Origin of the sequence: Clostridium sp. HMP27, assembly GCF_000765165.1 — a bacterium.
Lineage (GTDB): Bacteria > Bacillota > Clostridia > Clostridiales > Clostridiaceae > Clostridium_AK.
Window position 1 is genome coordinate 1 of the sequence record NZ_JMFY01000062.1, and the last position, 13,363, is coordinate 13,363.

The window sequence follows — 13,363 nt, forward strand, 5'->3', positions numbered from 1 at the left end:
ACATCAAGTATACTTGATGTGCTCTTTTAGATTTTAAGTAACTTTAATCTTACTTTATTATAGCTATTGCACCTATTGACCTTCCGTCTAATTCTGCAATTCATATATTTTCTTTAGTTTTATCGTGAAGTTCATTCAATTTAGTCACATAAATTTCTATATAATCATAAAATTGCGAAGTGGATCCCTACTCAATTTTGTATAAATCTCTATGACACCTTATAATATACGATTTAGTGCAATAAACCCCGAATATATATGCAAAAAATATTAATATTTATTCTGAAGCTATTGCATTATTATCCGGATTTATGTATAATTATTAAAAACGCAGAATAAGTATATATTATGTTTAAATTGAAATTTGCTTATATACCAATGTGTAGAAGCTTATGGGGTAATATTAGTAAGAATATAATATTAATGATTATGCAACAATTGGCATAGAAATGAGGTATATGTATGAAGGCGATACTCGTATTACAAGATGGTACCTATTTTATTGGGAACTCATATGGCGCAAAAGGAGACGGATTTGGAGAAGTTGTTTTTAATACCTGTATGACGGGATATCAAGAAATTCTTACGGATCCATCCTATAATGGTCAAATAGTTACAATGACTTATCCCCTAATTGGAAATTATGGATGTAATGATATTGATAAGGAGTCTATTAAACCTTATGTAGAGGGTTTTATTGTTAGAGAAGGCTGTGAGGAACCGAGCAATTGGAGATGCAGCATAGGAACAGAAGAATATCTTATAAAACACGGCATTGTAGGTATAAAAGATATAGATACAAGAGCACTCACAAAACATATTAGAAGTGTTGGTAGTATGTATGGAATAATCTCTACAGAATGCTTTGATATTGATAAACAAATTAATAATATTAAAGAAAAAGCATTGATTAAAAGAGAATTTGTGAAGGAAGTAAGTACTGAGGATATGTATAGAATTGAAGGCAAAGGAAAAAAGGTTGCTGTAATAGATTTTGGAATTAAGAAAAACATCTTAAGACATCTAGAAAACAGAGAATGTGATATTTATGTTTTTCCATCTCATTCCTTGCCGAAAGATATTTTATCCATAAACCCTGAAGGCATTCTCCTATCTAATGGGCCAGGAGACCCCAAGGATTTGGCTAGTGTTGTAGAGAATGTTAAAAAGCTTATTGGCAAAAGGCCAATTATGGGTATTTGTCTTGGACATCAGCTTTTGGGGACCTCCCTTGGAGGAAACACATATAAATTAAAATTTGGTCATCATGGAGGAAATCATCCTGTAAAAGATTTGAAAACAGGTAGAATATATATCACTTCACAAAATCATAGTTATGCTCTCGAAGAAAATATAAGCAATGAAGTTGAAATTACTCATATAAATGTTAATGATGGTACTGTTGAAGGTTTTAGGCATAAGAAGTATCAAATTTTAAGTATACAATATCACCCTGAAGCAGCTCCTGGTCCTCAGGATTCAGCTTATGTTTTTGATGAGTTTATTAAAATGATGGAGGTGCAGGACAATGCCTAAGAGAAAAGATATAAAAAAGGTTATGGTTATTGGGTCAGGTCCTATTATTATAGGACAGGCTGCGGAATTTGATTATTCTGGCACACAAGCCTGCAGATCATTAAAAGAGGAAGGCGTGGAGGTTGTCCTAATAAATAGTAATCCAGCAACTATTATGACCGATGTGGATGTAGCAGATAAAGTATATATAGAACCTATCACATTAGATTTCATAAAAAAGATTATTTATAAGGAAAAACCTGATGGTATACTAGCATCCATTGGAGGGCAAACAGCACTTAATATGGCAGTAGAACTTTCTGAGGATGGAATACTAGAAGAGCTTAATGTAAAACTTTTAGGTACAACGCTTGAATCTATACAAAGAGCAGAGGATAGAGAGTTATTTAAGGCAACAATGGAACAAGTAGGTGAAAAGGTAGCAGTTAGCAGTATAGTAACCACTTTAGAAGACGGATTGGATTTTGCAAATAAAGTAGGATTTCCAATAATTATTAGACCTGCATATACCTTAGGAGGGACTGGCGGAGGAATAGCTAATAATTTAGATGAGTTTAAAGATATTGCTAGCCGTGGTTTAAAACTAAGTATGATACATCAGATATTAGTAGAACAAAGTGTAGCTGGTTGGAAAGAAATTGAATATGAGATCATGAGAGATAATGCAGATAATTGTATTGTAATATGTAATATGGAAAACTTTGACCCAGTAGGTGTCCATACAGGAGATAGTATAGTAGTGGCGCCTAGTCAAACCTTAAGTGATGTTGAGTACCAAATGCTTAGATCTGCATCTATAAAAATAATTCGTGCTCTTAAGATTAATGGAGGATGTAATATACAGTTTGCATTAAATCCAAATAGTATGGAGTATGTAGTTATAGAGGTAAATCCTAGAGTAAGTAGATCTAGCGCATTAGCTTCTAAGGCAACAGGCTACCCAATTGCCAGGGTTACGGCTAAAATTGCTCTAGGTTTAAATCTTGATGAAATAAAAAACTCTATTACTGAAAATACTTATGCTTGTTTTGAACCTGCACTGGACTATGTAGTAACTAAAGTGCCAAGATGGCCTTTTGATAAATTTGGAGATGCAAATCGTGCACTTGGAACTCAAATGAAAGCCACAGGTGAAGTTATGGCAATTGGAAGAAATTTTGAGGAATCCCTTCTAAAAGCAATAGATTCATTAGATGTAAAACTAGATTATCAGTTAGGACTAGAGCTTTTTGAAGATAAGTCCATAGATGAGCTTATAGAGTTTATCAAAGAGCAAAGTGATGAAAGAATATTTGCCATATCAAAAGCCCTTCAAAAGGGAGTATCTGTAGAAGAAATCATTAATATAACTAAGATAGATTATTTCTTTATTAAAAAGCTTCAGAAGATAGTAACTTTAGCTGAAGAAATAAAAAGTAATAGTATTGATGAAATGGATTATGAACTCATGAATAGAGCAAAAAAAGTTGGTTTTGGAGATTCATATATTGGGAATTTACTTAACGTATCTACAGAAGAAGTTACTAAAAAAAGAAAAGAGTTTAATCTTCATCCGGTATACAAGATGGTAGATACTTGTGCAGGAGAATTTGAAGCTACTACACCATATTATTATTCAACATATGAAGAAAAGAACGATGCACAGGTAAGTGGTAGGGACAAAGTTATAGTAATAGGCTCAGGACCTATAAGGATAGGACAAGGAATTGAATTTGATTATTGTAGTGTTCATTCAGTACAAACGCTTAAAGAAAAAGGTATAGAATCAATAATTATAAATAACAATCCAGAAACGGTAAGTACTGATTTTGACATTTCTGATGGATTATATTTTGAGCCGCTTACAAGTGAAAGTGTACTAGATATTATCGAAAGAGAAAAGCCAATGGGAGTAATAGTACAGTTTGGAGGGCAGACAGCCATAAATCTTGCAGCTTCACTTCAAAAAGCTGGTGTTAAGATTTTAGGTACTGACCTAGAAAGTATAGATATGGCTGAGGATAGGGAAAAGTTTCTTAAGTTGCTTGAAAGTCTTGATATACCAATACCAAATGGAAGTACTGCCCATTGTGTACAAGATGCATTAAGTATAGCAAATAAAATCGGATATCCAGTATTAGTAAGGCCCTCTTATGTAATAGGAGGAAGAGCTATGGAAATAGTATATAGCGATAAAGAAATGGAAGAATATATGAAACTTGCAGTGAATGCTTCCAAGGAGCACCCAGTGCTTATAGATAAATATATAATGGGAAAAGAAGTAGAGGTAGATGGGATTTCAGATGGAGAGAATGTTTTAATACCTGGAATAATGGAGCATATAGAAAGAGCAGGGGTACATTCAGGTGACAGCATTTCAGTATACCCTCCAATAACCTTAAGTAAAGATACTAAGGAAGTAATTGTAGATTACACCATAAGATTAGCACAGGCATTAAAAATAAAGGGACTATTTAATATCCAGTTTGTTATAGATGAAGAAGATAAGGTTCAAATCATAGAAGTAAATCCAAGAGCTAGCAGAACAGTACCAATACTTACAAAGGTTACTGGTATACCTATGGTTAAACTGGCTACTGATATTATTTTAGGGAATAACTTAGAGAATATGGGGTATACACCAGGCCTGGCAGAGGAAAGCTCTTTAGTAGCTGTAAAGGTTCCTGTATTTTCATTCTCGAAGCTTACTATGGTAGATACTTTCTTAGGTCCTGAAATGAAATCTACTGGAGAAGTAATGGGTGTTGATAAAAGTTTAGGAAAAGCATTATATAAGGGACTCTTAGCTTCGGGTGTAAAAATTTTAAAAGAAGGGAATGTACTTTTGTCTATAGCTGAAAGAGATAAGGAAGAGAGCTTACAGCTTTCAATGAAGCTATTGAAATTAGGATATAAGGTGTTTGCAACAGAAAATACTTATACTTACTTAAAGGAACAAGATATAGATGTTGCTTTAATACCAATGAAAGAAGTTAGTGAGCAGATTAAAGAATCTAAACTTCAAATGATAATAAATACTCCTACTAAGGGAAAGATAAGTTCCAGAGAAGGTTTTCTACTTAGACGAACTGCTATGGAATATAACTTGCCATGTATAACATCTCTAGATACTGTGAGTGCAATTATAAAGGCTTTAAGCAGTTTTGATGAGAAGGATGAAGTTGAAATATATTCGTTAGATCAATATTAAGATAATTAAAGGGGATGGGAAAATGAAGCATTTATTGAGCTTAAAAGATTTAACTACAGAAGAAATTTTCAATATACTTGAGATGGCTAAAAAACTAAAATATGAACTCCAAAATGACATAGAGCATAAGATTTTAAAAGGAAAGACCTTGGGTATGATTTTTACCAAGTCATCTACTAGAACAAGAGTTTCTTTTGAGGTTGGAATGGTTCAGTTAGGTGGATACCCATTATTTTTAAGTTCTCAAGATATACAGCTTGGTAGAGGGGAAACTATTGAAGATACAGCTAAAGTGCTTTCAAGATATGTGGATGGAATTATGATAAGAACTTATAAACAAAGTGACGTAGAGGATCTTGCAAAGTATGGAACGGTACCTGTAATAAATGGATTAACTGATTCGTTTCATCCATGTCAGGTTTTAGCAGATCTTTTAACTATATATGAAAGTAAGTCAAAGCTTGATGGACTTAAACTTGCGTATGTAGGTGATGGAAATAATATTGCACATTCACTTCTTTACGGCTGCAGTAAGGTTGGAATGGATATATCAATTGCTACACCTAAGGGATATGAATGTAATGATGAGATAGTCAAAAGCGCAAAGGAAGATGCTAAGCTTACAGGAGTAAATATAACAATTACAGAAGATCCTATAGAGGCAGTAAAGGATGCAGACGTAGTTTATACCGATACATGGGTAAGTATGGGCCAGGAAGAAGAGAAACAGAAAAGAATAGAGATATTTAAACCTTATCAGGTAAATGGTGAGCTCTTTTCCATGGCGAAGAAAGATGCAATATTTCTTCATTGCCTTCCTGCATACAGGGGTTATGAGGTAACTTCAGAGGTTATTGATGGCCCACAATCTCTTGTATTTGATGAAGCAGAAAACAGATTGCATGTCCAAAAAGCAGTAATGGCATTATTACTATAAGAAATAGGTATCATTTGAAAAGCTAAGATCCAAAAAGGAGAGTTTATAACTCTCCTTTTTTATAAATATTAATTTAGCATTATGTATGGCATTATACAGAGTTTTATATTAAAATAGTACAAACTTAAAAATTTATTTATTCTTGCTATAAATAAAAGGAGGGCTATTATGTTTTCGAAAAAAATAGTAAACAATTTGGACAAAGCTTCTTGGATAAGGGCTATGTTTGAAGAGGGAGAAAAACTTTCTAAAAAATATGGGGCAGATAATATTTATGATTTTAGTCTTGGAAATCCTTATGCAGAACCTCCAGTAGAGGTTATGGAATCACTTAAGAAATATATATTAAATAGTGAAAAAGGGATTCACAGATATATGAACAATGCAGGATATCCAGAGGTTAGAGAAAAAATAGCAAAATCTCTACAAAAGCAAAGCAATATTGAACTCTCAGCTGATAATGTTGTAATGACAGTTGGTGCTGCAGGGGGATTGAACGTAGTTTTAAAGGCTATACTTAACAATGAAGAAGAGGTTATTGTTTTTGCACCATATTTCGTAGAATATAATTTTTATGTTGATAATCATGGAGGGAAAACAGTAGTTGTTTCTCCAGATAAATCTAATTTTGAGCCGAATTTAAGTGATTTTGAAAATAGTATTACTAAGAATACAAAAGCTTTAATCATTAACAATCCCAATAATCCAACTGGAGTTGTATATAGTGAGGAGAAGCTAAAGCATATTGCAGAAATTATAGAGAAAAAAGAAAGGGAATATGGGACAACTATATTTGTTATTTCAGATCAGCCCTATGGTGAAATAGTTTACGATGGAACTAAGGTGCTCAGTATGCTTTCAATTTTTAATAATGCAATTATAGTAAATTCATTTAGTAAGTCATTGGGGCTTGCAGGGGAGAGAATAGGGTATATTGCTGCAAGTAGCAAAATAAAAGATATAAACTTGCTTATGAATGCTTTAAGCTTCTGCAACCGTACACTTGGTTTTGTAAATGCCCCAGGATTATTTCAAAAAGTTGTTTGTGATTCTTTAGAAGCTAATATAGATATTGAAGAATACAAAAAGAGAAGAGATTTTTTATACGAAAATCTTACGAGAATAGGATTTGAATGCGTAAAGCCTCAAGGAGCTTTTTATCTTTTTCCTAAAGCACTTATAGATGATGATGTTGAATTTGTAAAGAGGGCGTTAAAATATAATTTGTTACTGGTACCAGGAAGTGGCTTTGGATGTCCAGGATATTTTAGAATTTCCTATTGTGTACAGTTTGATACGATTGAAAATTCTATTTCTGCTTTTGAGAAGTTAGCTAAAGAATTTAATGAAAATTAATAAGAAGAACTTACATTAGTTTAGAGAATAGTAATACCCCAATGCTTTGTAAGAGTATTGGGGTATTTGTATTATAATTATAGTTCTTTCATAACTGATTCAAGTATATTAAGAGCTTCATCAATTTCTTGTATTGTAACATTAAGAGGAGGAAGCAATCTTATAACATTAGTTCCTGCCGTTACTACAAGAAGACCTTTTTTAAAGCATAAATTCATAAATTCTTTTGGATTTGTGTTAATGCTTATTCCAATTAATAAACCCATGCCCTTTATTTCCTCTATGACATTATATTTATTTTTAAGTTCATTTAGCTTCTCTTTTATATATATTTCTTTTGAAGCTATTGTGGAAATAATTCCACCTTCAATTAGCTCGTTTAAAACAGCTAAAGAAACAGCGCAACCAAGAGGATTTCCGCCAAAGGTACTACCATGATCACCAGGTACTAAAGCTTTGGAAGCTTTCTCATTAGATATAAAAGCACCAATTGGGAAACCACCACCCAAGGCTTTGGCAATACATATAACATCTGGGATTACATTGAATTTTTTATATGCAAAAAGTTCTCCTAATCTTCCCATACCGCATTGTATTTCATCAAATATTAGTAAAGCATCATATTTATCGCATAAATTTCTAACTTCTTTCAAATAATCAGAATTTACAACATTTATGCCTCCTTCACCTTGAATGGGCTCTAAAATAATACCGCATACATTTTCGTTAAAGTTTTCATTTAAGTCATCTATATCATTAAAATTTATTTTCTTTACATTAGGAATTAAAGGCAAAAAATCCTTTTGATATTTTTCCTGACCGGTAATAGAAAGTGCGCCCATGGATCTACCGTGGAAAGAATTATCCATATATAAGAGGGTTGATTTATCAGTATTACCTGTTGATTTACCATATTTTCTTACTAGCTTAAAAGCGCCTTCGATTGCTTCAGTTCCGCTATTGCAAAAGAATACTTTTTCATGATCACAGTTATTTATTAATTTTTCAGAAAGCTGTGTATGCTTGGTGTTCCAATAGTAATTTGAGATATGCATCAATTGTTTACTTTGTTCTGTTATAGCTTTAATAATTGAAGGATGACTATGTCCTAAGCAATTTACTGCTACACCTGAAACAAAATCAATGTATTCATTTCCGTTAATATCGTAAATTTTACTGCCAATGCCTTTTTCAAAAGTAACGTCAAATCGTCCATAAGTATTCATTATATTATTTTTTGACATTTATATACACCTCTTCTTTATATAATTTTAGTTCCGCAATTTGTAGTTATACCATGTAATAAACTATGATTTTTTCTTCCATCCAATAAATGAACATTTTTTGCTCCTTTTTCTAATGCATTAGTACAACACTCCAATTTGGGAATCATTCCTCCATTAATAATACCAGTGCTTATTAATTCCTTAATTTCGGCAGCGGTAATAGAGCTTAGCAGTGTAGAAGAATCATTTATATCTGTGTATACTCCTTCGATATCTGTCATAATTATTAATTTATCTGCTTTCAAAGCACCGCTTATAGAAGCTGCTGCATAATCAGCATTAATGTTATAGCTGTTGCCATCTAAGTCACAACCAATTGGAGATACTACAGGAATATAATTTTTTTCAATTAAACTAAGTAATACAGTATCATTTATATTTACGACTTCACCGACAAAACCTAAGTCTATTTTTTCATCTTTTTCATAGATGTATTTCTTTTTAGCTTTAATTAGATTACTATCTTTACCACTTATACCAATAGCATTAGCACCTATTTTGCTTAAGCTTAATGATAAATTTTTATTAACATGCCCAGATAGCACCATTTCAACAATTTCCATAGTTGGTGCATCTGTAACCCTTAAGCCTTTAATGAATTTGCTAGTGATACCAATTTTGTTAAGCCACATTGAAATTTCAGGTCCACCACCATGAACTATTACAATATTGATACCTAGGTTACTTAAAGTTAACACATCTTGAAAAAAATCATGTTGAGCTGTTTGGTTGTCCATTATGCTGCCGCCATATTTAATTACAAAGGTTTTTCCAGTATATTTATTAAGATGTAATAAATTATTTGCATCTAAAAGATTATCTTGAGGATTCATAATATCACTCCATTCATAGTGTAATATGAGTATAATTATACAATCATATCTATAAAAATTCAATAACATATTGCATTTTTTATAAATTTATTGCATAATTATTCTTAAATAAAAAATTAATATGACTGAGGTGATAGTATGATTAATGTTGGTATAATGGGAGCAACTGGATATGCCGGAGAACAATTGGTATGGATACTTAATAATCATAAAGAAGTGAATATAAAGTTTTTAAGTTCTCATAATTATACAGATATGAATTATGATGAAATTTATAAAAATTATTATGGATTTTTAGATGAAGTTTGCGTTAGCACGGAAGAGGCATTTAATAGGTTAAATTTAATCCATGTGCTTTTTATAGCATTACCACATGGTAAGTCTTTTGAGATAACAAAAAAGGCTCTAGAGTTAGGAGTTAAGGTAATAGATTTAGGTGCTGACTTTAGATTAGATTCAGAAGAAGTGTATAAGAATTGGTATGGAATTAAGCATGAATATTCATCAGCATTAAAGGATTCAGTATATGGTTTATCCGAACTTAATAGAGAATGCATTAAAGAAACTAATATATTAGCAAACCCAGGCTGCTATCCTACAGCTAGCATATTAGCATTAGCACCTTTATTAAAACACAAGCTAATTGATTCCAGGACTATAATTATAGATGCAAAGTCAGGAGTATCTGGGGCTGGGAGAGCAGCGAAAATTGATTCACTTTTTGCAGAGTGCAACGAATCCATAAAGGCATATGGCATTGGAAGTCACAGACATACTCCGGAAATAGAACAAGAGCTAAGTAAAGTTTTTGGGGAAGATATAATGATATCTTTTACTCCTCATTTAGTTCCAATGAATCGTGGAATTTTAGCTACCTGTTATAGTAATCTGATAGATAAGTTATCAACAGAAGAATTAATCGATATATATATAGAATTTTATAAGGATGAATATTTTGTAAAGATAATTAATGGATCACCAGAAACTAGATGGGTAAGAGGATCAAATTTGTGCCATATTGGTATAAAGGTAGATCAGAGAACTAACAGAGTTATTGTAGTATCAGCTATAGATAATTTAGTAAAAGGAGCGGCTGGTCAAGCAGTTCAAAATATGAACATTATGTTTGATTTAAGAGAAACAACGGGATTAGAAGCTTTATCTATGGGATTATAATATAAAAAGTAATATATGGAGGAGATAATCATGAAAGTTATATACAATAAGACCATTACTGACGTACCTCATATCAAGGCAACAGGACTTCATATTGGACTTAGAAAAAATGAAAAAAAGGATTTATGTATAATTTATAGTGAAAAAAAGTCAGTGGCTGCTGCTGTATTCACAAAAAATAAAGTTAAAGCAGCTCCGCTCTTAGTAAATATGAACCACATTAATTCAAATAATACTCAAGCTATAGTAATAAATAGTGGTTATGCAAATGCTTGCACGGGTGCAAGTGGAGTTGAAGATGCCTATGAAATGGGAAGAGTTACAGCTAATTGTCTAGGATTATCTCCGGAGGAAGTATTAATTGCATCCACAGGTAGAATTGGAATACCATTACCTATGGATAAGATTATTCCAGGTATAAAAGCAGGATGCACAAAGCTTTCTTATGATGGTGGAAAAGAGGCAGAGGAAGCTATCATGACTACAGATACCTTTACAAAGAGTATATTTGTTGAGCTAGAAATAGATGGTGAATTAATATGTATTGGAGGTATTGCAAAGGGCTCAGGTATGGTTCATCCTGATATGGGAACAATCTTAAGTTTTATTGCTACAAATGTAAATATATCAAAATTAATGCTAACAAAGGCTCTAAAAGAAAGCGTTGTTGACTCGTACAATATGATATCAGTAGATGGAGATACAAGTACAAATGATATGGCTGTTGTATTATCAAATTGTACCGCTGGCAATAAAGTAATAGATGAGAAAAATGATGAATACTTTAAGTTTAAGGAAGCATTTGATTTTGTTAATAAAGAATTATCAAAGATGATAGCTAAGGATGGCGAAGGGGCTACAAAACTTATAGAAATAAATTTAAATAATGCTAGAACTATGGAAGATGCAAGGATTTGTGCCAAATCAGTTATATCTTCTAGCTTAGTAAAATCAGCTTTTTTTGGAAGTGATGCAAATTGGGGAAGAATTATGTGTTCTTTAGGGTATTCTGGTGCAGAGTTTGATCCTCAAAATGTAGATATAACTTTTAAAAATAATATAAATACCATTAAAATTGTGGAAAAAGGTTCTGGCACTATATTTAATAAGGAATTAGTAGAAAAAATTTTAAAAGAGGATTATATAAATATAATTATTGATCTAAATGATGGAATTTATAATTCAATTGCTTGGGGATGCGACTTAACTTATGACTATGTAAAGATTAATGGATACTATAGAGCATAGTGTATAAGCAAAATATAGGAATGAATTTAATATAGAGGAGCTAGTTTTTTTAAGCTAGTTCTTTTTAAATTTATAAAATAAATATGATATAATAATTTTATTATGGAAAAATTTACTTTTAGGGGATGATATTTTATGAAAAGAATTTTAAAAGAAAAATCAGTATTTAGTATGACAAAGGAAAATGAATGGGTAGAAAGTGCAAAAGATGGAGATATCGTAGCATTTGAAACCTTCGATTGTTATAAAAATCAAATTTGCAGTGAGAATCAAGAAAGAAGCAGCATTAATCCTAACTTTGGAAACCCTGCTACAGGACCGTTGTATATTGAAGGAGCAGAAGTATCTGATATTTTAAAAATAGAAATATTAGATATAAGAGTAGCTGAAGAAGGTACAATGAGAGTCAGACCTAATGTAGGTGCTTTAGGAGATGTAATTACTCATGATCAAATTAAAAAAGTACCTATTAAAGATGGAAAAGCCATATTTAATGAAAAAATAGAAATTCCTATAAATCCAATGATAGGGGTTATTGGAACTGCGCCAACGGAAGGCGAGATACACAATATGGTTCCAGATTATCATGGTGGAAATATGGATTGTAATAGAATAGTAAAAGGATCAATACTTTATCTTCCGGTAAATGTGAAGGGAGCACTATTATCTATTGGAGATCTTCATGCGGTAATGGGAGATGGTGAGGTTGCTATATGTGGACTTGAAATCCCGGGGGAAGTAGAAGTAAAGATAAATATAGTAAAAGGAAAAAAGATGCCTCTCCCTATGCTTATTCAAGGAGAAAATATAATGACTATAGCCTCAGCAAAAACTTTAGATGAAGCATCAAAGATATCAACTCATAATATGCATAAGTTTATGACTGAAAATTTAAATATAAATATCAATGAAGCTGCTATGCTTTTATCTCTTGTTGGTAACCTTAGAATTTGTCAAATTGTAGACCCTTTAAAAACTACAAGAATGGAAATGCCACTGTCTATTTTAGAAAAATATAATTTAAATTATTAGATTTTATGGTATCTAATGGATGAGTTCCCACCAATTTAATAGTGTATTAATTTTCAAATAGGTAATATTAATATTACAACAATGATTATTACTTAATACAACTTAAATTAAAGGAGGAATTTATCATGGCAAATAGAAGTAGTAACAAAGCATTAGTACCAGAAGCTAAAGAAGGTTTAAACAGATTTAAAATGGAAGCAGCTAATGAAGTAGGAGTTAATCTTAAACAAGGATATAACGGAGATCTAACTTCAAGAGAAGCAGGATCAGTAGGCGGACAGATGGTTAAGAAAATGGTAGAAGCTTACGAAAGCAATTTAAGATAGTTGATAAATAGAAAGGAGCTGAATTTCAGCTCCTTTTTATTTGCAGTCTGGATATAGAAAAATTTATCTAAAAAATTAAAAGATATAGTTGACATTGATTGATAAGTATGATAAATTGATAATAATAAATTTTTAGAAAATTACTATAAGTGAATATTTATAAAACAGTGATAGGGACAAGTAAACAATAGAAGGTTTAAAAGAGAGTGGGGAAAGGTGAAAGCCCATAAACTAAGACTATGTTGAAATTCACCCTTGAGTTGCAGGTTGAAATCTTAAGCAGACATCTCAAATCTATGATTTGTTGATGGTCGCTTGCTCCTTCCAAGCATGAGAAGGAGTTTTATGAGAGTAGGCTGTGCCGGCAAAATGCCGTTATTTAAATGAGATATAAATTTGGATGGTACCGCGAACAGACTTTTCGCTCCAGTGAGGAGATAAGT

At 31.9% G+C, this 13,363-nt stretch carries 10 protein-coding genes; 8 read left to right on the forward strand and 2 right to left on the reverse strand.

The annotated features are described in order from the left end of the window. Positions 1–462: 462 nt before the first annotated feature. The 4 genes from carA (at position 463) to DP68_RS18445 (ending at position 7,019) form a co-directional block, all read left to right on the forward strand. Entirely contained in the window at positions 463–1,536 is a 1,074-nt protein-coding gene (carA, locus tag DP68_RS18430; RefSeq protein WP_035311963.1) for a glutamine-hydrolyzing carbamoyl-phosphate synthase small subunit, read from the forward strand. Next, the gene (carB, locus tag DP68_RS18435) at positions 1,529–4,726 is read left to right on the forward strand and encodes a carbamoyl-phosphate synthase (glutamine-hydrolyzing) large subunit (RefSeq protein ID WP_035311965.1); all 3,198 of its coding nucleotides are present in this window, start codon (positions 1,529–1,531) and stop codon (positions 4,724–4,726) included. Before carA ends, carB begins: the two co-directional genes overlap by 8 nt. Before the next feature lie 22 nt (positions 4,727–4,748). Then, entirely contained in the window at positions 4,749–5,663 is a 915-nt protein-coding gene (gene argF / locus DP68_RS18440) for an ornithine carbamoyltransferase (RefSeq protein WP_035311966.1), read from the forward strand. Between the two features lie 168 nt (positions 5,664–5,831). Then, positions 5,832–7,019 carry a pyridoxal phosphate-dependent aminotransferase gene (locus DP68_RS18445; RefSeq protein ID WP_035311968.1) on the forward strand — a complete coding sequence of 396 codons (1,188 nt, stop codon included), beginning with the start codon at positions 5,832–5,834 and terminating at the stop codon, positions 7,017–7,019. A 77-nt stretch (positions 7,020–7,096) separates the two neighbouring features. Here the strand turns inward: DP68_RS18445 and DP68_RS18450 are convergent, their stop codons facing one another. Together DP68_RS18450 and argB are read right to left on the reverse strand one after the other, a co-directional pair. Then, positions 7,097–8,263 carry an aspartate aminotransferase family protein gene (locus DP68_RS18450; RefSeq protein WP_035311970.1) on the reverse strand — a complete coding sequence of 389 codons (1,167 nt, stop codon included), beginning with the start codon at positions 8,261–8,263 and terminating at the stop codon, positions 7,097–7,099. Positions 8,264–8,280: 17 nt separating this feature from the next. Then, the gene (gene argB / locus DP68_RS18455) at positions 8,281–9,138 is read right to left on the reverse strand and encodes an acetylglutamate kinase (RefSeq protein WP_186429801.1); all 858 of its coding nucleotides are present in this window, start codon (positions 9,136–9,138) and stop codon (positions 8,281–8,283) included. 138 nt (positions 9,139–9,276) lie between these two features. Here argB and argC point away from each other — a divergent pair, with 138 nt between their 5' ends. The 4 genes from argC to DP68_RS18475 all read left to right on the forward strand — a co-directional run bounded on the left by argC (position 9,277) and on the right by DP68_RS18475 (position 12,920). Beyond that, positions 9,277–10,314 (forward strand): N-acetyl-gamma-glutamyl-phosphate reductase, encoded by a 1,038-nt coding sequence (gene argC, locus DP68_RS18460; protein WP_035311972.1) that lies wholly within the window; start codon positions 9,277–9,279, stop codon positions 10,312–10,314. 15 nt (positions 10,315–10,329) lie between these two features. Continuing rightward, positions 10,330–11,562 (forward strand): bifunctional glutamate N-acetyltransferase/amino-acid acetyltransferase ArgJ, encoded by a 1,233-nt coding sequence (argJ, locus tag DP68_RS18465; protein ID WP_291550335.1) that lies wholly within the window; start codon positions 10,330–10,332, stop codon positions 11,560–11,562. 135 nt (positions 11,563–11,697) lie between these two features. Further along, entirely contained in the window at positions 11,698–12,594 is an 897-nt protein-coding gene (locus tag DP68_RS18470; protein WP_035311975.1) for an acetamidase/formamidase family protein, read from the forward strand. A 125-nt stretch (positions 12,595–12,719) separates the two neighbouring features. After that, a complete protein-coding gene (locus DP68_RS18475; RefSeq protein ID WP_035311976.1) occupies positions 12,720–12,920 on the forward strand; it encodes an alpha/beta-type small acid-soluble spore protein in 201 nt (66 codons plus the stop codon). Positions 12,921–13,363 lie beyond the last annotated feature (443 nt).

What these genes read in the sequence shown, in the direction of transcription:
- argB (WP_186429801.1), bottom strand. Translation starts at nt 9,138, where the DNA reads ATGAATCCTCAAGATAATCTTTTAGATGCAAATAATTTATTACATCTT.
- DP68_RS18450 (WP_035311970.1), bottom strand. Translation starts at nt 8,263, where the DNA reads ATGTCAAAAAATAATATAATGAATACTTATGGACGATTTGACGTTACT.
- carA (WP_035311963.1), top strand. Translation starts at nt 463, where the DNA reads ATGAAGGCGATACTCGTATTACAAGATGGTACCTATTTTATTGGGAAC.
- argF (WP_035311966.1), top strand. Translation starts at nt 4,749, where the DNA reads ATGAAGCATTTATTGAGCTTAAAAGATTTAACTACAGAAGAAATTTTC.
- argJ (WP_291550335.1), top strand. Translation starts at nt 10,330, where the DNA reads ATGGAGGAGATAATCATGAAAGTTATATACAATAAGACCATTACTGAC.
- carB (WP_035311965.1), top strand. Translation starts at nt 1,529, where the DNA reads ATGCCTAAGAGAAAAGATATAAAAAAGGTTATGGTTATTGGGTCAGGT.
- DP68_RS18470 (WP_035311975.1), top strand. Translation starts at nt 11,698, where the DNA reads ATGAAAAGAATTTTAAAAGAAAAATCAGTATTTAGTATGACAAAGGAA.
- DP68_RS18475 (WP_035311976.1), top strand. Translation starts at nt 12,720, where the DNA reads ATGGCAAATAGAAGTAGTAACAAAGCATTAGTACCAGAAGCTAAAGAA.
- DP68_RS18445 (WP_035311968.1), top strand. Translation starts at nt 5,832, where the DNA reads ATGTTTTCGAAAAAAATAGTAAACAATTTGGACAAAGCTTCTTGGATA.
- argC (WP_035311972.1), top strand. Translation starts at nt 9,277, where the DNA reads ATGATTAATGTTGGTATAATGGGAGCAACTGGATATGCCGGAGAACAA.